The sequence below is a fragment of the Nonomuraea sp. NPDC049504 genome (assembly GCF_040676845.1).
In the GTDB taxonomy this organism is placed as follows: Bacteria; Actinomycetota; Actinomycetes; order Streptosporangiales; family Streptosporangiaceae; genus Nonomuraea; species Nonomuraea salmonea.
Genome location: NZ_JBFAPT010000014.1, coordinates 87,310 through 108,739, shown reverse-complemented (window position 1 = coordinate 108,739; position 21,430 = coordinate 87,310). Strand labels below are relative to the sequence as shown.

Here is a 21,430-nt window from a genome sequence, read left to right as displayed (position 1 = left end):
GGGTTCGCCTCCAGCGGGTGATACGGGGACCCGCCCAGCCTGGGCCTGGAGGCGGTCCGCGACCCAGTCCCTGCCGTGCGTACACCTGCCAGGTGCAGGCGGCGCGCGGCGGCAGGCGGCATCCTGGAGGCATGGGAACGGAACTCGGCGAATTCCTGCGGGCCAGGCGGGCCAGGCTGCGTCCCGAGGACGTCGGCCTGCCCGACTACGGCGGCCGGCGGCGCGTCCCCGGGCTGCGGCGCGAGGAGCTGGCCCAGCTCGCGGGCGTCAGCGCCGGCTACTACGCCCGCCTGGAGCAGGGCCTGAGCCCCAACGCCTCCGACGCCGTGCTCGACGCGATCGCCCGCGTCCTGCGGCTCGACGAGACCGAACGCGCCCACCTGCACCACCTGGCCCGCCACCGGCCGCGGCGGCGCCGCCGCCCGCGTCCCGAGCGGCTGCGCCCGAACGTCCGGCTGATGATCGACGCGTTCGGGGACGTGCCCGCCCTGGTCATCGGCCGCCGCACCGACGTCCTGGCCTGGAACCGCACCGCGCACGCCCTGCTGGCCGGCCACCTGCCCTACCAGGCGCCCGACCGTCCCAACGTCGCGCGCCTGGTCTTCCTCGATCCGCACACCCGCGAGCTGTACGCCGACTGGCGCGCCAAGGCCCGCGACACCGTCGCCGAGCTGCGCATGACCGCCGCCCGCTACCCCGACGATCCCGAGCTGGCCGAGCTGATCGGCGAGCTGACCGTCAAGAGCGCGGAGTTCGCCGCGCTGTGGGCGGCTCACCCCGTTCACCGGTGCGATCCGCCGGCGCGTACGTTCCGGCATCCGCTGGTGGGCTCGATGACACTCGGCAACGAGGTGATGGAGCTGCCGCAGGACGAGGGCCAGCGCCTGGCGGTCTTCACCGCCGTCCCCGGCTCACCCGACGCGGCGGCATTGAGCCTCCTCGCCGACCTCGCCGCCGCTCCCCGTGCACGTCAGGCCGCGGCCACCGGGATGCCGTAGTCCCGCGAGCGCACGATGAGCCCGTCGCGGACGGTGATCACCATGATGTACGCCGACGCGAACGGCTCGCCGGTGGCGACGACCGTGGCGCCGAGCGGGTTGGGGTAGTCGAGGTAGGAGTCGCCCGGACACCTTCGTACCGGCGCAGGCACGGTCTACCGGCACTTCCCCACCCAGGAGGCGCTGTTCGAGGCCGTCATGGACGGGCAGGGGTTCCCGGCGCTAGACCGTGGCGAGCCCCGTTCTCAGGGCGAACAGCACGAGCTGGACGCGGTCGCGGGCGCCGGTCTTGGCGATCAGGTTGCCGACGTGGGTCTTGACGGTCGGCATCGACAGGCTGAGCCGGTCGCAGATCTCCCTGTTGGTGAGTCCGGCGGCGATCAGGGTCAGAACGTCGCGCTCGCGCGCGGTCAGCTGTTCCGCCGCCTGACGATCGTGCCGGGCCGCATCGTCGCGTGCGGGCGCCGGGTCGCGGAAGGCGGCGAAGAGGCGGCGGGTGGGGCCGGGCGAGATGACCGCGTCGCCGCGGTGCGCGGTGTGGATCGCGGCGATGAGCTGGTCGGGCGGGGTGTTCTTGAGCAGGAACCCGGCGGCGCCCGACTCTACCGCGGTGAGGACGTAGGCGTCGGCTTCGAACGTCGTCAGGATGATGATCTTCGTGGTGGTGCCGGCCTTGACGAGTCGCTCGGTGACGGCGAGTCCGTCGGTGCCGGGCATCTGGATGTCGAGCAGCAGCACGTCAGGCCGCTGGGCGTCGTGGCGTCTGATGGCGTCGGCGCCGTCGATCGCCTGCCAGAGGACCCGCATGCCGGGCTGCGCGTCGATGATCATCGACAGCCCCATGGTGAACAGCGCCTCGTCGTCGGCCAGCCCGATGGTCAGCATGGCCGTCTCCTCAGCAGGCTAGCGCTGGTCAGCATGGCCGCCTCCTCAGCAGGCGGGCGTGAAGTCGCCAGCCGCCGGTGGCGGGGTCGGGGCCGGCTTCCACGGTGCCGCCAGCGGCGCGGACGCGCTCGCGGATGCCGATGAGCCCATGCCCTTGTCCGTCGCCGGCCCTCCTTGGAGCGGCCGGGCGGGCGTTGGTGACGAGGAGGTCCACGTCGGCGTCGCCGATGGTGACGCGGATCGTGATGGCCGCCCCGGGCGCGTGCTTGACGGCGTTCGTGATCGCCTCCTGGACGATCCGGTACGCCGTGCGCCCGAGATGCCCGGGCAGCGAGCCGGGGTCGCCGTCCACCCGCGTCCTGATGACGGTCCCGGTGGAACGGAACCCGCTCACCAGCTCGGGCAGGTCCGCGAGCGAGGGCGCAGGCGCGCGGTCCGCGTGATCGTCCTCGGTACGCAGCACGTCGATGAGGTCGCGTACCTCGTCCACGGCGGACCGGCTGAGCCTGCCGATGTCGGCCAAGGCCGCGTCGGCGCGCTCAGGATCGGACCGTACGGCGTGGCGGGCGCCCTCGGACAGGACGGCCACGGCGTTCAGCGAGTGTCCGAGAATGTCGTGCATCTCGCGCGCGATCCTGCTGCGCTCCTCCAGCGCCGCGAGCCGCCGTTCGATCTCGTGCCGGGTCTCGAGGATGTCGGCCCGCTCGACGGCCAGGCGGTACCGCTCGGCGGCGTTCCGTCGTGTCGCCCCGATCAGCGCCGCGACCGTGAGCAGGGCGTACGCCGCCACCAGCGGAACGGGCTGCACCGCACCATCGGCCGCCGACAGCGCGGTGACGATGCCGCCCGTGGCCACCGCGTAGAACAGGGCGAGGAACCCCCATCGCCAGCCCGCGTCGAGCCGCGTCTGCGTGGTGCAGGCGCCGATGAGGCAGACGACGCCCGCGTACGGGCCCATCTGGACCAGCGGCAGGTGCACGGCCAGCAGCAGGACGAGGAGCCCGAGGCAGAGCCGCGGCGCCCGGCGGCGGAGCAGCAGCGCCGCGCACCCGCCGATGACCAGCAGCGTGTAGGCCGTCTGTGTCGGGGTGGCGAACGAGACCGTCGGGCTGCCGAGCACGCCGGCCACCCCCGCCGCCGCGGCCACGACGCCGTCGGCCGCCCAGGGACGCCGGGCTTGCGTCCTGCCCGGCCGGGACGCGGTGATGGTGGCACTCACGGTGCCCACCGTATCGACGCAGGCCACAACCCGGTTCATGCCACGGTATGAACCGATATTTCAGGCCACGGCATGATCCGCCCCGGCCACACCCCCGGAAAGGTGGACACCATGATCAACCTAGTGAGCCGCCCGTGAACACGATCATCCACACCGAGAACCTGACGAAGACCTTCAAAGGACACGTGGCGGTGGACGGGCTCAATCTGCGCGTCCCCCAGGGTGTCGTGTACGGCTTCCTGGGCCCCAACGGCTCCGGCAAGTCCACCACCATGAAGATGCTGCTCGGCCTGACCCAGCCGACCAGCGGCGACATCCGCCTGTTCGGCCGGCCGCTGACCAGGGCCTCCCGCACGAAGCTGCTGCCGTCGATCGGCTCGATGATCGAGGCGCCGCCCGGCTACGCGCACCTGTCAGGCCGGGAGAACCTGCGCATCGTCCAGGACATGCTCGGCCTGTCCACCGAACAGATCGACCATGCGCTGGCCACTGTCCGGCTGACCCAGCACCAGCACAAACTCGTCCGCACCTACTCGCTCGGGATGAAGCAGCGCCTCGGCATCGCCATGGCGCTGGCCCGCGACCCGGCCCTGCTGATCCTGGACGAGCCCACCAACGGCCTCGACCCGGCCGGCATCGAGGAGATCAGGACGCTGCTGGTCAGGCTCGCGGGCGAGGGCATCACGGTGATGGTCTCCAGCCACCTGCTCGACGAGATCGACAAGATGGCCTCGGTGCTGGCAATCCTGAGCCAGGGCCGGATGATCTTCCAAGGCACCCGCGACCGGCTCTTCGAGCACTCCGTACCCGACCTGGTCATCGAGACCCCCGACGCGCGGAAGGCGCTGGCCGAGGGGGTGACCGGCACGCTCGTCGACGGGGGCATCAGGTTGAGCGGGGTCGGCAAGGACCGTACGGCGGAGATCGTCCACCGCCTGGCCACAGCCGGCGTGCGCATCCACGAGGTCAGGCGCGTCGCGCAGAGCCTGGAGGACGTGTTCATGGACCTCACCGGGCGGGACGGCCTGCTGTGATCCGCCTCGAGTTCCGTAAGATGCGCCGGCTGCGTACGGCGCCGACCCTGATCGTCCTCGTGATCGCCGTGGTCGCGCTGTCGAGCGCCTCACTGTTCTCCGGCGACCCCGCGGCCATGCCGTGGGCGTCACTCCTGCTCAGCTACACGTTCATGGCCGCGATGACCTCGCCGCTCCTCGCCGCGGTGCTGGCCAGCCGGCTGACCGACATCGAACACGCGGGCGTGGGCTGGACGCTCGCCGCCACCGCGGGCCACTCCCCCGGCGCGTTGTGCCGGGCCAAGCTCGCCGCGCTCGGACTGGTGCTGTTCCCCGCCGTCGCCGCGCAGTCGCTGCTGGTGGTCGGGGCAGGGCTGGTCGCGGGCATCCGGGGGCCGCTCGACCTCGGTCCGTGGCTCGGGTACACGGTCCTGCTGTTCCTCGTGGACCTCGCGTTCGTGGCGCTGCACGTCTGGCTCGCCGCCGTCGTGGAGAACCAGCTCGTCAGCGTCGGCGTGGGCCTGCTCGGCGCCTTCCTCGCCGTGTTCAGCCTGCTGGCGCCCGGCCCGTTCGCCCGGTTCGTCCCGTGGGGCTATTACGCGGTCATCTCGTACGCCACCCAGCGCGGCGGCGACGTCGTCTACGCCCCTCCCCCGTACGCCTGGATCGCCACCTTCCTGATCCTCGTCGCCCTCGTCTTCGCCCTGGCCACGCGCGGCCTCGACCGCGTCGAAAGGTGACCCTCGTGCTCCGTGCGGAACTGCGCAAGCTCAAGCGTTCGAGCAGCTGGCTCATCGCGCTCATCCTGCCGCTGCTGGCCGTGACCACCGGCACCATCAACTTCCGCAACAACGAGGAGGTGTTCCAGCGGGACTGGACGACCTTGGCGTCCCAGATCACCCTGTTCTACGGCCTGCTGTTCTTCTCCATGGGCGTCGGTGTGCTGGCCGCCACCGCCTGGCGCGTGGAACACCGCGGCACGAACTGGAACCTGCTCCTCACCGCCACCCGCCGCCCGCTGGAGCTGGTCCTGGCCAAGATCGCGGTGATCGCGGTGCCGGTGGCGTTCATGCAGGTCGTGCTGGTGGCCGGGATCTTCGTCTCCGGCGCCTTCGTGGTGGGCCTCGACGGCGTCATGCCCGTGGACTTCGTCCTGGCGGGGGCGCTGACGGTGGTCGCCGCGCTCCCGCTGATCGCGCTCCAGTCGCTGCTGTCGATGCTGCTGAGATCGTTCGCCGCACCGGTGGCGATCTGCCTGTTCGGCTGCGTCGCGGGGGTGGCGACCGTCACCTCGGTCACGCTCCGCCCGCTGAGCCATGTGCTGCCGCAGGGCCTCAACACGCGGACCATCAACCTCGGCTCCAACGCGGTCGCCGGCTCGGGCGGCGTCACGTTCGCCGACGCGGCCCCGCTCCTGCTCCCGGCCCTGGCGCTCGCCGCCGCGCTGGCCGCCGTCACCTTCCTCGCGCTCAAACCGCGGTGAAGGTACGCCGCTAACCTTGCCCGATGACCTGCCCCGACCCCGCCCTCCCCGACCCGCCCTCCCTGACCAAGGGCAGCGGCGACCCGGCGAAGCTCAGGCACGTCCTGGAGGCGCTGGCGTCCGTGGACGTGACGCGCCTCGCGGACGTGCTCGACGAGCCGCACGCGTACGCGGACCGGGACCGCTGGGCGGAACTCCTCACCGAGGAGGTCGTCCCCCGCCTGCCGGCCCGCCTCCGCACGGAGGCACGGCGCAGGGTGGACGCCGCTCTCGGCCTCGACGACGTGCCGCCGTCGCTGGTGCACGGAGACCTGGCGGCGGGCAACATGCACTGGAGTGCCGGCGGCGAGCTCATCGGCGTCCTCGACTGGGACCTCGCCCAGCCCTTCGACCCGGCGATCGACGCCGCCTGCCTGGCCTGGCACGGCTGGGACACGTTGCGGCAGGCCGTCGACGCCGCCACCTACCGCAGGGCCCGCGCCTGGGCGGCGACGTTCGGCATCGAGCAGGTCGCCGCCGCGCTCGCCGCCGGAGAGCCGCCCGACGTGATCGAGCGCTACGTCGAATCCGCGACGCAATGGTTGGAAAAAGCCCTCGCACAGCCCGTGACACCGGAAAAATAGGGGGCGGCAAGCCGAAATAACACCCCCAAAGACGTGAGGTGTCCTCGAAATGAAGGTTGTGGGCGCTGCCGTCGATGTGTCGAACGTCTGCTGGTCGCCGCGCATCGATCCTCTCGGCCGGCAAGAACCGCTGCTGTCGAGACTGGATCTGGTCCGGCAAGCGTGGCAGCGCCTGCATGGGGATACCGCACCTCTCACTTTGATCGGTGACCTCTCACTTCTGCACCAGCTTTCGCAGCAGGACGCTGATCGATGCCTTCAGCTGGTCGATTCGGGTGACCTCAACCTGGTTTCCTACGCCGACCCGGACATTCTCGCGCTCGCTCAGGACAAAGGGCTCCACGTCATCAGCGCCGACCAGTTCATCGATCACCGCCGTGCGCACCCTTGGATCGTGACCGCGCCTGAGCGGTTTCTCACCTGGACTCAGGAAAGTGACGGCTTGCGCCTCGTACCGAGCGGCATTCGCGCAGTTCCGCAGCAGGAGATGTCGCGCCGCGAGGAGGCCAAGGAACTCGGCTACCAATTCAAGATAGATGTCCGCAGATCCTCGCATAAGCGTGTTCTGCGCTCGGAATGGCGCTGTACGACGCTCTCCTGTCTGGAAGCGATGTCGTCACCCGACCGGCTGCTGTCCTGGCCGAAGCTCGGCCCCGGAGGCGCGGTGTTGTGCCCGTCCTGCGCGCAGCCGCTGGAAGAGCTCGGATCGCGCGGTCTGACCGTGGTGATCGTGATCGCGGATCGTGACACCGGGCAGGAGCTCCTCCGCTTTCCCATGGGGGAGAATGGCGCGATCGTCATCGGCCGCGGAAGCCTGCCGTACGGGATCAACCTCGCCGCGAGCGGCCTGCCTTTCTCGCGTGCCGCCGGGCGCGTGAGCAGGCAGCATGTGCAGCTCCAGGTCACCGCGTCGGCGAAGGGGGCGCGGGTCACGGCGGTCGATCTCGGGTCGAAGAACGGTACGGCGGTCAAACGTTTCGGATCGCCCGCCGAACGGCGTCTGGCTCACGGTGAGCAGGTCTTCGTCGGCGACAAGGACGAGCTCGTGCTCGCCGGCGGGGTCGTGGTGCGCCAGTCGGGTCAGCGGTTCTTCTCGGGCAGCCCGCTCGCTCCCGATCTGGACGACGGCGGAGGCTTCGCCACGTCCACCACGAACGGGGGTTGACGCCTGTTCAGGTCAGGCGGCCGAGGGCGGCCGCATACATCCGCAGCGGATGCGGGCTGCCGGTGTCCACGTAGCCGGGGAACGGCGGCAGGTCGCCGCAGAGCCCGGCCAGGATCTCGTGGACGGCCGTCGCGGAGGGCGGCCGCTCGGCCGGTGAGGTCGCGAGCAGCTTGGTGAGCAGCGTGGTGAGCAGCCCTTGCACGGAGCCGGCCAGGAGGGAGTCGTCATGGGTGGCGGGCTCGGTCGGGCCGGCGGCCCCTGCCGGCCCGGTCAGCATCTCCCGCAGGACGACTCCCAGCGAATAGAGGTCGCTCTGCGGGCTGGTCGTGCCCGACCTCGCCTGTTCAGGAGCCATGTAGCGAGGCGTGCCCAGCACGATTCCGGTTTCGGTGAGTTGGGTGGCCGAGGGCGTCAACAAGGCGGCGACGCCGAAATCCAGAACTTTGACCGAGCCGTCACGGCAGAGCATGAGATTGGCGGGCGTGATGTCGCGGTGCACCAGTTGATGGTCGTGCGCGACGGCGAGCACCGAGCACACCTGTGCGGCGATCGCCACGGCCCAAGGCGCGGGCACCGCGCCCGCCGCGTGCATGATCTCGTCAAGCGAACGACCGTTGACGAGTTGCAACACCATATAAAGGTCTTCGCCCCATGTGCCGCAGTCGTATACCGCTGGAACGCCGGGATGCTCCAGTCGTGCCGTCGCCCTTGCCTCTCGTACGAAGCGGCGAATGAGCTCGCGTTTCGGTTGTCCCTCGGAAAGCCGGTCAACGCGAATGATTTTCACAGCTACCGAACGATCCAAGCGCTTGTCATAGCCGGTCCACACTTCCCCCATGCCACCTTCGCGGCACGATTCGGGATCGAGTTCATACCGATTGTCGATGACCAGCATCCGGGGCGCTCACCCGCTGACGTCTCCGTATCATCCTTAATGTGTCGTCGCAGCTTACCCCGAACACGCTGACCCCTCTCCGGCAGGCGCTCAGCATTGCGTGGGCTCTTGTGCCGTTGCTCAGTTTCGGCATCGGCACGATCTTTGTCATCGGCTCGGCGGCCGCACGATTGGCGCGGCAGAAACTGTGGCTGGCCGCGAGTGGTTATCTCGGCTATTTCATCCTCGTCATGATCCTCGCGCCTGGAGTGAACCCGCCTCCGGAGGATCGGCTGCGCGACACGATCGCCATGTGGCTCTGGGTGCTCGGAATGTGCGTCGGCGGGACCGTCCATGCGTTCTTCCTGCGCAAGGAGGTTTTCCTTCCCAAGGTGAAGAGCCCGGAGACCACCGGTTCTGCTCCAGCGAGCGATCCGTGGGCGACCGCCACGCGTACCCGATCGTCTGTCGGCCTCGGCAGGGTCGGGTCGTACACGCTGCTGGAGAAGATCAGCCAGGGCGGCCAGGGCGTCGTCTACCTCGGCAGGGCGCCGGACGGCCGGCAGGTCGCCGTGAAGGCGGAGCGGTTCCACGGAGGTGACAGGGAGCGGCTGTTGTTCATGCGGGAAGTGGACGCCGCCCGGCGGGTCCCGCCGTTCTCCACGGCCCCCATTCTCGACATGGGCATCGAGGGCGACACCGCGTTCATCGTCAGCGAGTACGTGCCCGGCCGGTCGCTGCAGCAACGCGTACGCGACGACGGCCCGCTCGACGGCGGCGGGCTGATCCGGCTCGCCATCGCGACGTCGGCGGCGCTCAAGGCCATCCACGCCGCCGGGGTCGTCCATCGCGACTTCAAGCCCGCCAACGTGCTGCTCGGTCCTGACGGTCCGCGGGTCATCGACTTCGGCATCGCCAAGGCCCTGGACCACATCACGATCACGTCCGGCGGGCTCAAGGGGACGCCGCCGTACATGTCGCCTGAGCAGGTGTCCGGCGGTCAGATCAGTTTCCCGTCGGACGTCTTCAGCTGGGCGTCGTCGATGTACTTCGCGGCCACCGGCCGTCTGGCCTTCGGTGGCTCGACCGATGTGCAGATCTACCAGGCGATCCTGCATCACCGGCCCGGCCTGCACGACATTCCCGAGCCGCTCGGCGCCCTGATGACCGCCTGCTTCGATCAGGACCCGCGGATGAGGCCGACCGCCGAGCACCTGCTGATGTCCCTCCCGACCTGACCGGGGCCCGGGCTGCGGCAGTTGGGGCGATCAAGGCCGTCGGCGGGGCCTAGGGTGGGCGCATGAGCCATGGGAAGACGTCGTTCGTCTGCTTGCCGTGCCGCGCCTCGTACAAGCAGCCCTACCCGCCCCGGGGGAGCGAGCCGCGCAGCTGCCCGGGATGCGGCGGCGAGCTGATTCATGCGGGGTCGGCGTTCGCGGCCCCCGCCAGGCGGGACACCGAGGGGTGGCGGGTGCTGTCGGTGCTGCTGCACGCGGGCGTCCGCTTCCACAGGAGCTGCTGCACCGGGCCCGGCTACCGGCCGCGCACCCTCTCCGAGGTACGCGCCCGGCAGGCGTACGCGCGGGCGACGGGAGAGCCGCTCGCCCGCGCCCTCGTCCGCGAGGACCTGCCGCACTGAGCACCCTCGAAAAAGTTCGCGGCGGGATGTCGAGAACGCGGCGGCGGCTCCGTCCCCGCTGTGAACACCGCGACGACGCGGACGGACGAAGGAGACCACGATGGCCAAATACCTGCTGCTCAAGCACTACCGAGGCGCTCCGGCGGCGGTCAACGACGTGCCGATGGACAAGTGGACGCCGGAGGAGGTCACGGCCCACATCCAGTACATGCGTGACTTCGCCGCCCGGCTGGAGAGCACCGGCGAGTTCGTCGACGCCCAGGCGCTCTCCCCCGAGGGCACGTTCGTCCGCTACGACGGCGAGGGGCGGCCGCCGGTCACCGACGGCCCGTTCGCCGAGACGAAGGACCTGATCGCCGGCTGGATGGTGATCGACGTCGACAGCCAGGAGCGGGCGCTCGAGCTGGCCGCCGAGCTGTCGGCGGCGCCGGGCGCGGGTGGCGAGCCGATCCACGAGTGGCTTGAGGTGCGGCCGTTCCTCACCGAGCCCGAGACCATCACGGAGTGATCGCATGGTGGACGAGGCCCTGCTGCGCACCCTCACCCCCATCGTGATCGGCATCCTCGTCCGTCGCGGAGCGGATTTCGCGGCGGCCGAGGACGCCGTGCAGGAAGCCCTGGTCGAGGCCGTACACGCCTGGCCGGACGGCGCGCCGCGCGACCCGCAGGGGTGGCTGGTCACGGTGGCCTGGCGCAAGTTCCTCGACGCCGCCCGCGCCGACACCTCGCGCAGGAACCGCGAGGCGCGCGTGGAGGTCGAGCCGCCGCCCGGCCCGGGCACGGCGCTGGACGACACGCTGCGGCTGTACTTCCTGTGCGCGCATCCGTCGCTGACGCCGTCGTCCGCCGTGGCGCTCACGCTGCGCGCGGTCGGCGGGCTGAGCACGCGGCAGATCGCACAGGCGTACCTGGTGCCCGAGGCGACGATGGCGCAGCGCATCAGCAGGGCCAAGCGGACCGTCGCGAACGTCCGCTTCGACCGGCCGGGTGACGTCGCCACCGTGCTGCGCGTGCTCTACCTGGTCTTCAACGAAGGCTACTCGGGCGACGTGGACCTCGCCGAGGAGGCGATCCGCCTCACCAGGCAGCTGGCCGCGATGATCGGCCACGAGGAGGTGGCGGGCCTGCTCGCGCTGATGCTGCTGCACCACGCGCGGCGCGCGGCCAGGACGGACAGCGGCGGGGGCCTCGTCCCGCTCGCCGAGCAGGACAGGAGGCTGTGGGACACCCGCATGATCGCCGAGGGCGTCGAGGTGCTGCAGGCGGCGCTCGCCCGCGACCGGCTGGGCGAGTTCCAGGCGCAGGCGGCGATCGCGGCGCTGCACGCCGACGCGCAGAAGGCCGAGGAGACCGACTGGGTGCAGATCGTCGAGTGGTACGACGAGCTCGTCCGCCTCACCGGCAGCCCGGTGGCCCGGCTCAACAGGGCCGTCGCGGTCGGGGAGGCGGACGGGCCGCGCGCCGGGCTGGCCGCCCTGGCCGAGCTCGACCCGGCTCTGCCCCGCTACACCGCCGTGGCGGCGTACCTGCACGAACGCGACGGTGACCCGGCGACCGCGGCCCGGCTCTACGCCGAGGCCGCCAGGTCGGCGCCGAGCCTCGCGGAGCGCGACCACCTGATCAGGCGGGCGGCCCGGCTGCGCTCCGCCTAACCGAGGACGCAGAACTCGTTGCCCATCGGGTCGGCCATCACCGTCCACGTCACCTCGCCCTGCCCCACGTCGGCGAGCGTCGCGCCGAGGGCCTGCAGCCGGGCCACCTCCGCCGCCTTGTCCTCGCGCCGGTACGGCGCCAGGTCGAGGTGGAAGCGGTGCCACGCCGCGGGCTCGCCGTACGTGCGGATGAACTCGAGGTACGGCCCGACCCCCTTGGACGAGCGCAGCCTGGCGTAGACGTCGGTCAGCTCGTGCACGGTCCAGTCGATCGCCTCGCCCCAGAAGCCGACCATGGCCCGCGGGTCCTCGCAGTCGACGACCACCGCGGCGATCGGCCCGGTGTCGCGGTAGATCTCGCGGGGCTCCAGGACGCAGAAGACGTTGCCCTCGGGGTCGGCCAGCACCGTCCACGGCACGTCGCCCTGCCCGACGTCGGCGGGGGTCGCGCCGAGCTCCTTCAGGCGGGCGACCAGCTCGGCGTGGTGGGCGTCGGAGGTGGTGGCGAGGTCGAGGTGGACGCGGTAGCGCACCGTCGCGGGGTCGGGGACGGCGACGAGGTCGATGCACACGGCCGACGGGTCGGGCCAGGAGAAGCCGACGGGCTCGAGGTTCGTCACGCCGGGCGCCTCGCTGTCCATGCCCCAGCCGAGCGCCTCCGCCCAGAAACGGCCCAGCGCCGCGTCGTCCATGGCCTTGAGGTTCACCTGAACGAGTTGCAACGACATGCGGCCCACCCTATCGGGACGTCTCGGAATGATCGCCGGGGTGCGGGCGGCGGCGCGGCGGGTGGCCGCCGAACTCGGGGTGGTGCTCGAAGTGCCACCACTCGTTGTCGTACATGCGGTAGAGGTCGTGGCGGGCGCCGTGCTCCTCCAGCCAGCGCGCGCCCTCGCGCGGCCTGATGTCCAGCGCGACGCCCTGGACGTGGCACGACTCCGCCGGCGGCAGCACCAGCATGCGCGCCGAGGCCGGGGAGCCGGAGCGGCGTACCTCCTCGTCGAACAGCCGCTGCTGGGCGGCGGGGTCGCGGTAGCCCGAGGTGAGGCCGATGAGCTGGCCGTGCCGCCAGAGCGCCTCGGTGCGGGCCGCGCTGAACGCCGCTCTGGCGCCGCCGGTGAGCCCGGCCAGGTTCTCGGCGGGAAAGCGCAGGCCCAGCGCCCAGCCGCAGGCCAGCTCGCGGGCGCGGCCGGGGCGGCGGGCGAAGGCCACGGGGAGCAGGAGAACGGCGAGCACCAGCGTGGCCACCGCGTACAGCCGGTCTCGGAGCCGAGGTGGGAGGGTGTGTGGTTCGTCCATGGCGACTTACCATGGGCGGCGAATGTGCGCGCGCCGTCCGTCATATGTCATGGTTCGACGACGCCCGTGTCGGCTGGTCAGCGCCGGCCGGATCGTGACACGACCATGACATGACGCGGACCGTGCGGGCACACGACCGGTCGATAGTGGAGGGGTTGACCGGCAGGTGGGATGACGGAGTGTGCCTTTGAGACAGGGCGGCGGATCGCGCGTGTTGCTGATCGAGGATGATCCCGCCGTGCGGGAGGGCCTTGAGCTGGCTCTGAGCCGGCACGGCCACCGGGTGCGCGCGGTGGAGTCCGGCGAGCAGGGGCTGGAGCGGCTACGTGCGGATCCTCCGGACGTCGTCGTGCTCGACCTGATGCTGCCCGGCATCGACGGGTTCGAGGTGTGCCGCCGCATCAGGGCGGCCGGCGACCTGCCGATCATCATGCTGACCGCGCGGGGCGACGACTTCGACGTGGTGGCCGGGCTGGAGGCGGGCGCCGACGACTACGTGGTCAAGCCGGTGCAGCCGCGGGTGCTGGAGGCGCGCATGCGGGCGGTGCTGCGGCGCGTCGGCCGCGAGCAGGCGGAGCTCGAGCGCTACCGCGACCTGACCATCGACCGCGCGGGGCTGGTGGTGACCAAGCGCGGCGAACCGGTCAGCCTCGCTCCGACCGAGCTGCGCATGCTGCTGGAGCTGTCCGGCACGCCAGGACGCGTGCACAGCCGCCAGCAGCTGCTCGAGTCGGTGTGGGAGCACGGTTACTTCGGCGACTCGCGGCTGGTGGACGCGTGCGTGCAGCGGTTGCGCGCCAAGATCGAGGACGACTCGGCGGCGCCGGTGTACGTGCAGACCGTCCGCGGGTTCGGCTACCGGTTCGGGCCCGTGTAGATGGCGGTGGCGTCCTTGGGGTTGCGTGCCCGGCTGCTGTCGGCGTTCGTGCTGCTGTGTGTGGTGACGGCGGCGGCGGTGGCCGGCATCGGCTACGTCAAGGCGCGCAACGAGATCCTGCAGCGGGCCCAGGACGCCGCCGTGGACGCGATGCGCGACCGGCTGGCGACGCTGTTCCCGCTGGTCACCGACACGCCCGGCCAGGACGACCTCGCGAGGATCGCCGCCGGCCTGCACGACACCAACTCCTCGGCGGTCGCCTTCTTCCGCGGGCAGCGCTCGCCGGGCCGCCCTGTCCCCCCGCCGGGACGATGGCGGTCCGGCGGGCCGCCGCCGAAACCGGACCTGGATGAGGCGGACATTCCTGCCGAGCTGCGGCGTACGGTCGCCGCCGGCACGATGGCGTGGCAGCGGGTGACCTGGCGGGGCCGGCCTCTGCTGATCATCGGCGCGCCGCTGCTGATCGCCGAGCCGGACGGGACGACCCGCAACTCCGGCATCGAGGTCTACACCGCGCACAGCCTGCTGCCCGAGCAGCGCAGCATCGACGGGCTCGCCCTGTGGGCGTGGCTCACCGGCGCGGCGGCGCTGGTGTTCGCGGTCGTGCTCGGCATGGTGGCCACCCGTGGCGTGCTGCGCCCGGTGCGCGAGCTGGGGTGGGCGGCGCGGCTGCTGGGCCAGGGCGAGCTGCGGACGAGGATCGCGGTACGCGGCTCCGACGAGCTGGCCGACGTGGCCCGTACGTTCAACGACACCGCCGCCGAGCTGGAACGGCACGTCGAGCAGCTGCGCGCGATGGAGGCCGACGCCCGCAGGTTCGTGGCCGACGTCTCCCACGAGCTGCGGACGCCGCTGGCCGCGCTGACGGCGGTCGCCGACGTGCTGGACGAGGAGGCGGCCGGGCTGCCCGAGCCCGCCGGGCGGGCCGCGCGGCTGGTCAGCCAGGAGACGCTCAACCTGACCGGGTTGGTGAACGACCTCATCGAGATCAGCCGCTTCGACTCAGGCGTCGCGGCTCTCGCGCTGAACGACGTGGACGTGGCCGAACTGGTCCACGCCACGCTGCGGACGCGCGGCTGGACCGAGTCCGTGCAGACCGACCTGCCCGCCGGGGTGACGGCCCGCCTGGACCCCCGCCGCGTGGACGTCATCCTCGCGAACCTGGTCGGCAACGCCCTGCGCCACGGCGAACCCCCGGTGTCGGTACGCCTGTCCGCCGATCCCTCGTCCGTCACCCTCGACGTCCGCGACCACGGCCCCGGCCTGGACATGGGGGTGCTCCCCCACGTCTTCGACCGCTTCTACAAGGCCAGCGCGGCCCGCGCCAGATCCGAGGGCAGCGGCCTGGGCCTGGCGATCGCCCGCGAGAACGCCCGCCTCCACCAGGGCGACCTGACCGTCGTGAACGCCCAGGACGGCGGCGCCCGCTTCACCCTCCATCTTCCCCGCACCCCTGCCGAACAGGATGGCGGTGCCGAGTGACCAGGACACTGAGGAGACTGGCGACGGCGCTGGTGCTGGTCGCCGTCGCGGGATGTGGGGTGCGGCCGAGTGACGTGATCCCCGTGGGCCCGCCGCCGAGCGGCGCCGTCGCGCCGGCCAGGGCGACCAGGCTCTACCTGGTGAAGGACGACCAGCTGCAGGCGGTGACCCGTTCCCGGGGCCGGTGGCATCCGGCGGACGTCCTGGCGGTGCTCGCCGACGGCCCGACGGCGAAGGAGCAGGCGCAGGGCTACACCACGGACATCCCGCTGGACGCGGCCCCGTTCACGGTCGTCTCCGAGCCGGGCGGCCGCCTGGTGGTGACCAGGTTGGGCTCGTCCGGCGAGCTGTCGGAGCTGGCCGTCGGTCAGATCGTGTGCACGGTCGCCGCCCTGCTGCCGGGCGGCGACGGCGAGATCACGGTCGCGGACGCCGAACCGGCCGTGGACCCCCGGACCTGCCCGAGGTGACCGCGAGCGCCGCACGCTGAGCGGCGCTGAGCCGGTCAGGCGCCGCCTCGACGGCATACGTCCCACACCCCGGCCGCTTCAGGACGAGCGGCCAGGAGAGGTCAGGACGCCGCCCGGCCACGTCCAGTGCATCGGCGGCCCGCTGAGCAGGCCAGCCCAGCGCCTCCGCGAGGGCGTCGACGGTGAGCGGCCGAGCAGCATGCACAAGGGCCGCGATCACCGTCATCGCGTCGCTCACCGCGGCGCCGCCGAAACCGCGACCGGGGCGGCCCCCGTGGTCAGCGCCGTGGTCAGCGCCGTGGTCAGCGCCGTGGTCAGCGCCGTGGTCAGCGCCGTGGTCAGCGCCGTGGCCGCCGCCGTGACCGCCGCCGTGACCGCCGCCGTGACCGCCGTCATGGTGCTGCTGGTCGTCGCCGTCCATGTGGTGGCTGATCCGGGCGAAGAACCGACCCATGGCGCGGAGCCTGGTGCCGGGTGGGGTTTCGGGGCCGAGCAGGTGCATTCCGCGTTGTGCGGCCTCGGCGACGCGGGCGTGGGCGCCGGTGTCGGCGCGCCAGACGCGGTGCCAGACGTCGTCGTCCACCCGGTAACGCTCGCGGCGCCCGCCCGGGTCCTTACCGCGTTCGACCAGCTCGACCGCTTCGAGGTAGCCGATCGCCTTGGACACCGAGGCCGGGCTGACCCGTAACCGGCGGACGAGGTCGGCGGAGGTCAGGCTGCCGGAGTCGGTGAGGAGCAGGCTGACGAACACCCGGGAGGCCATCCGGGGCAGACCGGTGCCGGCCAGCAGGACGCCGAACTCGTCGGCGAAGTGCCGCGCCGCCTCGCTCTGCCGCACGTCGGGCGCGGCGACGGAACGTTTTCCTGGCCGCCGGATGCGCCGCTCGGTGTCCTGCTGGGCGCGATCAGGGTCGTAGCCGGACGGGCCGCCGTTGCGGGCCACCTCGCGGGTGACGGTGGAGGTCGCCCTGCCGAGCCGCCGCCCCATCTCGGCGTATTCGAGACCGCCGGCCAGCCAGGCGGCGATGTTCCTGCGGTCTTCGTGGGTCAGCCTGCCTCCGGCCATCGAGGCTCCTCCTCCCTTGCGTTCACTCACCCTACATTGCAACGAAGGCAACGGTGCGATTGCATTCACCAGCAGTACTACTGCAACGATTCCCAGAAAACGGCCTATCTGATTTCATTGATGAGCAAATGCAACGTAGCCTTTCTCCATCTCGAAAGGAGAGGCTCCATGTGGAACAGCGTGCGGGCGAGGATAGAAGAGCTCCTCGCCGACTACCGGATCCCGAGCGCCGCGATCGGCGTCTGGCAGGACGGGCAGATCACCGACCTCGCGGCCGGCGTAAGGAACGCGGTGACCCGCGAGCCGGCGCGGCCCGACACCGTCTACCAGTGCGGTTCCATGACGAAGACCTGGACCGCCCTCGCCTTCATGCAGCTCGTCGACGAAGGCAAGGCCGACCTGGACGAGCCGGTACGCACTCATCTGCCCGCCTTCCGGGTCGCCGACCCGGAGGTCAGCGAAGGTCTCACCCCTCGCCACCTCCTCAACCACACGAACGGCATCGAGGAGGCGTACGGCGACCCGGGCGAGGACGACGACGTCTACGAGCGCATGGTCGCGAACATCGCCGGAGCCCCCCAGGTCTTCCCCCTGGGCCACACCCACGGCTACAGCGCGGCCCTCGGGTACGCGATCCTCGCCCGCGTCATGGAGGTCATCGACGGCGAGCGGTGGGACGCCGTCATGCGGCGCCGCCTCTTCGCCCCCCTGGGCCTGACCGGCACCAGCACCGGGCCGGCCGACCCGGACCGCGCCTCGACGGGCCACCTGGTCGGCCCCGACGGCCCCGTGATCTCGCCCGTGCCCCGGCTGCCGCGCGCGTTCGGCCCCGGCGGCGGCATCAGCTCGACCGCCAGGGACGTGCTGACGATGGCGCACGTCCTGCTCGACGGCGGCAGGGCGCCGGACGGCACCCGCGTCCTGTCGGAGCAGGCCATCACGACGATGCTGGAGTCACGTGTCCCCGTGCCCGACGCGTACGGCTTCGGGCCAGAATGGGCGCTCGGCCTCATGGTGAGCGACTGGCACGGCCGGACGGTCTACGGACACGACGGCAGCACCGTCGGCCACAGCGCCCGGCTGCGCATGATCCCGGACGCGGGCCTCGCCCTGGTGCTGCTGACCAACGCCGGTCCGCGGGAGGCGTTCTTCAGGGAGGTGTGCGACGCCATCCTCCCCGAGCTGGGCGGCCCCGCCATCCCGGAGCTGCCCCGTCCGACGACGGAAAGCCCGTCACGGTACGAAGGCGTCTACGAGCGCCCCGGCACCCGCTACACCCTCTCGGCGGAGGACGGGCGGCCGCGCCTGACGTACACGGTGCACCCGGCGCTCACCGCCGAGCCCGAGCAGCGCATCTGCGAGCTGCTCCCCGTCGACGACACGCAGTTCCTGGTCATCGACCCGGTCGAAGACCCCTGGACCATCGCCCTGTTCGACGTCCGCGACGGCGTCCCGCAGTACCTGCACGCGGACTGCCGGGTCTTCCCGCGCGCGCCGGACAAGGGCGCGGGCGTGCACGTCGTGGCGGTCTCCACGGTCAGCGACGCCGACCGGTTCTGGGACGCACTGAAGTCGGCGTACGGGCAGCTCCCGCGCGGCGCCGCGTGGACGGTAGCGGTCGCCGGCACGGCGTCAGGAGCTTCGTCGAGCGGCACGTCGGCCCCTACGCCACCACGGAGTACTTCGAGGCGGACGCCGCCAACGCCGTGGGGCTGCCGGCTGTTTGACGCACGTTATCCGGAGGGATAACTTTATCCGCATGGATAAGCACCGGGCGGCGACAGCGGCGCGCAAGGAGCAGATCACCCGCACCGCCATCACCCTGCTGGCCGGGCGCGGCTACCGGGCGACCACCTTCGAGGCGATCCGCACCGAGGCCGGGCTCAGCAGCAAGCGGCTGATCACCTACCACTTCTCCGGCAAGGACGAGCTGCTCGCGGCCGTGGCCGACCAGATCGTGGCCGACAGCGAGCGCTACATGCTGGCCGCGCTGGACGGCGTGACCGGCGCCCGCGAGCTGCTCGCCGCCGTCATCAGGGCGAACGTGCGGTTCATCGCCGACCACCCCCAGGAGGTGGAGGCACTGCGGCAGATCCTGCTCAACGGCGGCCTGAGCGACTACGAGCGCCACGACGTCCACTCCCAGGAGCGGCTGGCCCGCCTGCTCGACATGGGACAGCAGACCGGCGCCTTCCGCCCGTTCGACACACGGATCATGGCGGCGGCGCTGCGGGCCTCGATTGACGGCGTGGCGCCGCTCATCGCCGACGGCGTGGACCCCGGCCTCTGCGCGAACGAACTGGTGGAGCACTTCGACCGCAGCACCCGGCAGAACGGAAGGGCCTGACGATGACCACCACAGAGCATGCCGGGCGGACGTACGTCGTCACCGGGTCGGCGTCGGGCATCGGCGCAGCGACCGCGGCCCTGCTGCGCGAGCGCGGCGCCACCGTGATCGGCTGCGACCTCGACGGCGCCGGCGTCCGCGCCGACCTGTCCACCCCCGAGGGGCGGCGGTCGCTGGTCGAGCAGGTGAGCGCGCGCGGGCCGATCGACGCCGTGCTCGCCGTGGCGGGCGGCGGTAAGACGGGGCTGCTGGAGACGAACTTCTTCGGCGCCGTCGCGACGCTCGAAGGGCTGCGCCCGCTGCTGGCGCGCAGCGCGGCGCCCAGGGCCGTGGCGGTGTCGTCCACGTCCTCACTGGAGCCCGCGGACGGGCGCATCATGAAGGCGTGCCTCGACGGGGACGAGGACGCCGCGCTCGCCCTGCTGCGTGCCGAGCCGGACATGGGCGGCCCGTCCGGCGCCTACGGCATCGCCAAGCGGGCGCTGAACGGCTGGGTGCGCAGGGCCGCGCCCGCACCCGCGTGGGCGGGGTGCGGCATCGCGCTCAACGCCGTCGCGCCGGGCGTCGTGGACACGCCCGCCGCCGCGTACATCACGGAGAACGACGAGGTGCGCCGCGCCGTGCAGGCCGTGGCGCCGCAGCCCTACGGCGGCTTCCCCGGGCGGCCCGAGTGGGTCGCCGAGCTGATCTGCTGGCTCGCCGGGCCGGCCAACAGGTTCGTCACCGGCCAGATCGTCTTCGCCGACGGCGGCGCCGAGGCGACGCTGCTCGGGGACCGTCACTGGAGCTGACGTCACCGCCCCGCCGGGGCCAGGAAGGGCAGCACCACCTCGGCCATCTCGTCGGGGACCTCCTCGGCGAGGTCGTGCCCGGCGTCGAAGACGTGTCCGGTGACGTCGTCGGCGAACATTCGCAGCTGGGTCTCGTTCCGCTCGCCGATGAAGGCGGAGCCGCCGAGCGCCAGCACCGGGATGTCGAGCCTGCGCCGCGCCGCCTGCCGGTTCTGCTCGGCGTCCACGAGCATGGCCCGGTAGATCGCGAGCATCGCGCGGATGCCGCCGGGCATGGAGTAGCAGCGCACGTACTCCTCGATGGCGTCGGGGGTGGCGCTGTCGGGCCGACTGCGCTCGTTCTTGATCATGTACGTGATCAGCTCGCGCTCGTGCCCGGCGATCAGCATCTCGGGCACGTCGGGCTGGAAGTAGAAGCCGAGGTGCCACAGGTGCAGGCCACTGGCGACGTTCTCGGGGGTGAGCGCCGTGTGGTCCTCGAAGCCGTACCCGGGGAACAGCGCCTCGGCGAAGACCAGGGAGGTGACCTGGTCGCGGTGCCGGGCGGCGAGCTGGTAGCCGATCACCGCTCCCCAGTCCTCGCCGATCACCGCGTAGGCGTCGTGGCCGAGGTGGGCCATGAGGGCGGCGATGTCGTCGCTCATGGTGGCGGAGTCGTAGCCGCCGGCGGGGCGGGCGGAGTCGCCGAGCCCGCGCAGGTCGGGGACGACGACGGTGTGGTGGGGCGTCAGCTTCGGGACGAGGTGACGCCAGTGGTAACCCGTCTTGGGCACGCCGTGCAGGAGCACCACGGCGGGGCCTGATCCCGCGGTGCGGTAGTGCAGGCTCGTGCCGTTGGCGGGGGCGCGGCCCGTACGGACGGGGTCGCCGCGGTGGTCGTACATCATCGTCGATGAAGCCTTTCTGGATCGTATGTTACAGATTCAGGGCAGAAAAAACTCACTCGAGGACGCCCAGGGCGACCTCCACGAGTGGCTCAAGGGCACGGGCGTCGGGGGTCACCTTCGAGCCGACCAGCAGCCCGTTGAGGAACGTCACCAGGAAAGCCGCGAGAGTTTCTGGGTCGTGCCGCGACGCCAGCTCGCCGCGCTCCGCCGCCGCCCGCAACAGGGTGGCCAGCGCCTCCTGGTTGGCGGCCAGCACGTCGCGGACGATGCGCCCGGTCGGCTGGTCGTGCGGCAGGCGCTCGGTCGCGGCGTTGATGAGCAGGCAGCCCCGGCCGCCGCCCTCGACGGCGACGCGGACCCGCTCGGTCAGCAGCGCGCGGACGGCCGCGCGGACGTCGGACTCGCGTTCGAGCGTGCGCAGCGCGGCGGTCGCGTACGTGATGCGATAGTGCTCAAGCGCGGCCCGGTAGAGGCCGTCCTTGTCGCCGAAGGCGGCGTAGATCGAGCCCTGCCCCAGCCCGAGGTGCCGGGTCAGGTCGCGGATGGAGGTGGCCTCGTATCCCCGCGTCCAGAACAGGTCCATCGCCCGGGCCACCACCGCGTCGGTGTCGAACCCCCTGGTCCTTGCCATGGGATCCACCGTAGCCTATCTGGATCGAT

General features: G+C 71.7%; 25 protein-coding genes. 16 read left to right on the top strand and 9 right to left on the bottom strand.

Going from position 1 to position 21,430, the window contains the following annotated elements; all coding sequences use genetic code 11:
* Positions 1–131: 131 nt before the first annotated feature.
* Positions 132–998, top strand: coding sequence for a helix-turn-helix transcriptional regulator (locus AB0K28_RS26220; protein WP_364374915.1), 867 nt, complete (start codon positions 132–134; stop codon positions 996–998).
* On the opposite strand, the gene AB0K28_RS26215 is transcribed toward AB0K28_RS26220, so the two are convergent.
* From AB0K28_RS26215 to AB0K28_RS26205, 3 genes are all read right to left on the bottom strand, one after another.
* Complete coding sequence (locus AB0K28_RS26215) at positions 971–1,150, bottom strand: hypothetical protein (RefSeq protein ID WP_364374912.1); 180 nt, start codon at positions 1,148–1,150, stop codon at positions 971–973. The two genes, AB0K28_RS26220 and AB0K28_RS26215, sit on opposite strands and share 28 nt — an antisense overlap.
* 70 nt (positions 1,151–1,220) lie before the next feature.
* On the bottom strand, positions 1,221–1,883 hold the full coding sequence (locus AB0K28_RS26210; protein WP_364374909.1) for a response regulator transcription factor: 663 nt from the start codon (positions 1,881–1,883) through the stop codon (positions 1,221–1,223).
* A 28-nt stretch (positions 1,884–1,911) separates the two neighbouring features.
* Positions 1,912–3,102 carry a histidine kinase gene (locus tag AB0K28_RS26205; protein WP_364374906.1) on the bottom strand — a complete coding sequence of 397 codons (1,191 nt, stop codon included), beginning with the start codon at positions 3,100–3,102 and terminating at the stop codon, positions 1,912–1,914.
* A 134-nt stretch (positions 3,103–3,236) separates the two neighbouring features.
* On the opposite strand from AB0K28_RS26205, the gene AB0K28_RS26200 reads away from it, so the two are divergent.
* From AB0K28_RS26200 to AB0K28_RS26180, 5 genes are read left to right on the top strand one after another with little or no spacing between them, the layout of a single operon-like run.
* Positions 3,237–4,136: an ABC transporter ATP-binding protein gene (locus AB0K28_RS26200; protein WP_364374903.1), complete on the top strand. Its 900-nt coding sequence runs from the start codon at positions 3,237–3,239 to the stop codon at positions 4,134–4,136.
* The gene (locus AB0K28_RS26195) at positions 4,133–4,855 is read left to right on the top strand and encodes an ABC transporter permease (protein ID WP_364374900.1); all 723 of its coding nucleotides are present in this window, start codon (positions 4,133–4,135) and stop codon (positions 4,853–4,855) included. Before AB0K28_RS26200 ends, AB0K28_RS26195 begins: the two co-directional genes overlap by 4 nt.
* 5 nt (positions 4,856–4,860) lie before the next feature.
* Complete coding sequence (locus AB0K28_RS26190) at positions 4,861–5,598, top strand: ABC transporter permease (protein WP_364374897.1); 738 nt, start codon at positions 4,861–4,863, stop codon at positions 5,596–5,598.
* A gap of 23 nt (positions 5,599–5,621) precedes the next feature.
* Positions 5,622–6,221: a phosphotransferase gene (locus tag AB0K28_RS26185; protein ID WP_364374894.1), complete on the top strand. Its 600-nt coding sequence runs from the start codon at positions 5,622–5,624 to the stop codon at positions 6,219–6,221.
* Between the two features lie 49 nt (positions 6,222–6,270).
* The gene (locus AB0K28_RS26180) at positions 6,271–7,386 is read left to right on the top strand and encodes an FHA domain-containing protein (protein ID WP_364374891.1); all 1,116 of its coding nucleotides are present in this window, start codon (positions 6,271–6,273) and stop codon (positions 7,384–7,386) included.
* A 7-nt stretch (positions 7,387–7,393) separates the two neighbouring features.
* Here the strand turns inward: AB0K28_RS26180 and AB0K28_RS26175 are convergent, their stop codons facing one another.
* Complete coding sequence (locus AB0K28_RS26175; protein WP_364374888.1) at positions 7,394–8,281, bottom strand: serine/threonine-protein kinase; 888 nt, start codon at positions 8,279–8,281, stop codon at positions 7,394–7,396.
* Between the two features lie 41 nt (positions 8,282–8,322).
* On the opposite strand from AB0K28_RS26175, the gene AB0K28_RS26170 reads away from it, so the two are divergent.
* The 4 genes from AB0K28_RS26170 to AB0K28_RS26155 all read left to right on the top strand — a co-directional run bounded on the left by AB0K28_RS26170 (position 8,323) and on the right by AB0K28_RS26155 (position 11,551).
* Entirely contained in the window at positions 8,323–9,498 is a 1,176-nt protein-coding gene (locus AB0K28_RS26170) for a serine/threonine-protein kinase (protein ID WP_364374885.1), read from the top strand.
* Between the two features lie 62 nt (positions 9,499–9,560).
* A complete protein-coding gene (locus AB0K28_RS26165) occupies positions 9,561–9,899 on the top strand; it encodes a hypothetical protein (protein WP_364374882.1) in 339 nt (112 codons plus the stop codon).
* A gap of 100 nt (positions 9,900–9,999) precedes the next feature.
* Positions 10,000–10,407: a YciI family protein gene (locus tag AB0K28_RS26160; RefSeq protein WP_345406158.1), complete on the top strand. Its 408-nt coding sequence runs from the start codon at positions 10,000–10,002 to the stop codon at positions 10,405–10,407.
* Between the two features lie 7 nt (positions 10,408–10,414).
* On the top strand, positions 10,415–11,551 hold the full coding sequence (locus tag AB0K28_RS26155; protein WP_364375270.1) for a DUF6596 domain-containing protein: 1,137 nt from the start codon (positions 10,415–10,417) through the stop codon (positions 11,549–11,551).
* Here AB0K28_RS26155 and AB0K28_RS26150 read toward each other — a convergent pair.
* Both AB0K28_RS26150 and vanY-N read right to left on the bottom strand, forming a co-directional pair.
* Entirely contained in the window at positions 11,548–12,279 is a 732-nt protein-coding gene (locus AB0K28_RS26150; protein WP_364374879.1) for a VOC family protein, read from the bottom strand. The two genes, AB0K28_RS26155 and AB0K28_RS26150, sit on opposite strands and share 4 nt — an antisense overlap.
* A gap of 10 nt (positions 12,280–12,289) precedes the next feature.
* Entirely contained in the window at positions 12,290–12,850 is a 561-nt protein-coding gene (vanY-N, locus tag AB0K28_RS26145) for a D,D-peptidase/D,D-carboxypeptidase VanY-N (protein WP_345406153.1), read from the bottom strand.
* Positions 12,851–13,061: 211 nt separating this feature from the next.
* Here vanY-N and AB0K28_RS26140 point away from each other — a divergent pair, with 211 nt between their 5' ends.
* Genes AB0K28_RS26140 through AB0K28_RS26130 form a run of 3 tightly spaced genes read left to right on the top strand, consistent with a single transcriptional unit; the run spans position 13,062 to position 15,679 of the window.
* Positions 13,062–13,727, top strand: a complete 666-nt coding sequence (locus AB0K28_RS26140; protein ID WP_364374876.1) for a response regulator transcription factor — start codon at positions 13,062–13,064, stop codon at positions 13,725–13,727.
* A gap of 6 nt (positions 13,728–13,733) precedes the next feature.
* Positions 13,734–15,209 carry a HAMP domain-containing sensor histidine kinase gene (locus AB0K28_RS26135; protein WP_364374873.1) on the top strand — a complete coding sequence of 492 codons (1,476 nt, stop codon included), beginning with the start codon at positions 13,734–13,736 and terminating at the stop codon, positions 15,207–15,209.
* Complete coding sequence (locus AB0K28_RS26130) at positions 15,206–15,679, top strand: hypothetical protein (RefSeq protein ID WP_345406143.1); 474 nt, start codon at positions 15,206–15,208, stop codon at positions 15,677–15,679. Before AB0K28_RS26135 ends, AB0K28_RS26130 begins: the two co-directional genes overlap by 4 nt.
* Here the strand turns inward: AB0K28_RS26130 and AB0K28_RS26125 are convergent.
* Positions 15,627–16,745: a MarR family transcriptional regulator gene (locus tag AB0K28_RS26125; RefSeq protein ID WP_364374870.1), complete on the bottom strand. Its 1,119-nt coding sequence runs from the start codon at positions 16,743–16,745 to the stop codon at positions 15,627–15,629. The genes AB0K28_RS26130 and AB0K28_RS26125 overlap by 53 nt on opposite strands.
* Positions 16,746–16,913: 168 nt before the next feature.
* Between AB0K28_RS26125 and AB0K28_RS26120 the strand changes: the two genes are divergently transcribed.
* The 3 genes from AB0K28_RS26120 to AB0K28_RS26110 are packed head-to-tail and all read left to right on the top strand — an operon-like array spanning position 16,914 to position 19,883.
* Complete coding sequence (locus AB0K28_RS26120; RefSeq protein WP_364374867.1) at positions 16,914–18,494, top strand: serine hydrolase domain-containing protein; 1,581 nt, start codon at positions 16,914–16,916, stop codon at positions 18,492–18,494.
* A 10-nt stretch (positions 18,495–18,504) separates the two neighbouring features.
* Positions 18,505–19,092, top strand: coding sequence for a TetR/AcrR family transcriptional regulator (locus tag AB0K28_RS26115; RefSeq protein WP_364374864.1), 588 nt, complete (start codon positions 18,505–18,507; stop codon positions 19,090–19,092).
* 2 nt (positions 19,093–19,094) lie between these two features.
* Positions 19,095–19,883 (top strand): SDR family oxidoreductase, encoded by a 789-nt coding sequence (locus AB0K28_RS26110; protein WP_364374861.1) that lies wholly within the window; start codon positions 19,095–19,097, stop codon positions 19,881–19,883.
* A gap of 2 nt (positions 19,884–19,885) precedes the next feature.
* Here the strand turns inward: AB0K28_RS26110 and AB0K28_RS26105 are convergent, their stop codons facing one another.
* Together AB0K28_RS26105 and AB0K28_RS26100 are read right to left on the bottom strand one after the other, a co-directional pair.
* Complete coding sequence (locus AB0K28_RS26105; RefSeq protein WP_364374858.1) at positions 19,886–20,770, bottom strand: alpha/beta fold hydrolase; 885 nt, start codon at positions 20,768–20,770, stop codon at positions 19,886–19,888.
* 52 nt (positions 20,771–20,822) lie between these two features.
* Positions 20,823–21,401: a TetR/AcrR family transcriptional regulator gene (locus AB0K28_RS26100; protein WP_364374855.1), complete on the bottom strand. Its 579-nt coding sequence runs from the start codon at positions 21,399–21,401 to the stop codon at positions 20,823–20,825.
* Between the last annotated feature and the right edge of the window lie 29 nt (positions 21,402–21,430).

Coding starts and splice junctions, on each gene's coding strand:
- AB0K28_RS26220 (WP_364374915.1), top strand. CDS start 132: ATGGGAACGGAACTCGGCGAATTCCTGCGGGCCAGGCGGGCCAGGCTG.
- AB0K28_RS26210 (WP_364374909.1), bottom strand. CDS start 1,883: ATGCTGACCATCGGGCTGGCCGACGACGAGGCGCTGTTCACCATGGGG.
- AB0K28_RS26185 (WP_364374894.1), top strand. CDS start 5,622: ATGACCTGCCCCGACCCCGCCCTCCCCGACCCGCCCTCCCTGACCAAG.
- AB0K28_RS26180 (WP_364374891.1), top strand. CDS start 6,271: ATGAAGGTTGTGGGCGCTGCCGTCGATGTGTCGAACGTCTGCTGGTCG.
- AB0K28_RS26175 (WP_364374888.1), bottom strand. CDS start 8,281: ATGCTGGTCATCGACAATCGGTATGAACTCGATCCCGAATCGTGCCGC.
- AB0K28_RS26165 (WP_364374882.1), top strand. CDS start 9,561: ATGAGCCATGGGAAGACGTCGTTCGTCTGCTTGCCGTGCCGCGCCTCG.
- AB0K28_RS26160 (WP_345406158.1), top strand. CDS start 10,000: ATGGCCAAATACCTGCTGCTCAAGCACTACCGAGGCGCTCCGGCGGCG.
- AB0K28_RS26150 (WP_364374879.1), bottom strand. CDS start 12,279: ATGTCGTTGCAACTCGTTCAGGTGAACCTCAAGGCCATGGACGACGCG.
- vanY-N (WP_345406153.1), bottom strand. CDS start 12,850: ATGGACGAACCACACACCCTCCCACCTCGGCTCCGAGACCGGCTGTAC.
- AB0K28_RS26125 (WP_364374870.1), bottom strand. CDS start 16,745: ATGGCCGGAGGCAGGCTGACCCACGAAGACCGCAGGAACATCGCCGCC.
- AB0K28_RS26120 (WP_364374867.1), top strand. CDS start 16,914: ATGTGGAACAGCGTGCGGGCGAGGATAGAAGAGCTCCTCGCCGACTAC.
- AB0K28_RS26115 (WP_364374864.1), top strand. CDS start 18,505: ATGGATAAGCACCGGGCGGCGACAGCGGCGCGCAAGGAGCAGATCACC.
- AB0K28_RS26110 (WP_364374861.1), top strand. CDS start 19,095: ATGACCACCACAGAGCATGCCGGGCGGACGTACGTCGTCACCGGGTCG.
- AB0K28_RS26105 (WP_364374858.1), bottom strand. CDS start 20,770: ATGATGTACGACCACCGCGGCGACCCCGTCCGTACGGGCCGCGCCCCC.
- AB0K28_RS26100 (WP_364374855.1), bottom strand. CDS start 21,401: ATGGCAAGGACCAGGGGGTTCGACACCGACGCGGTGGTGGCCCGGGCG.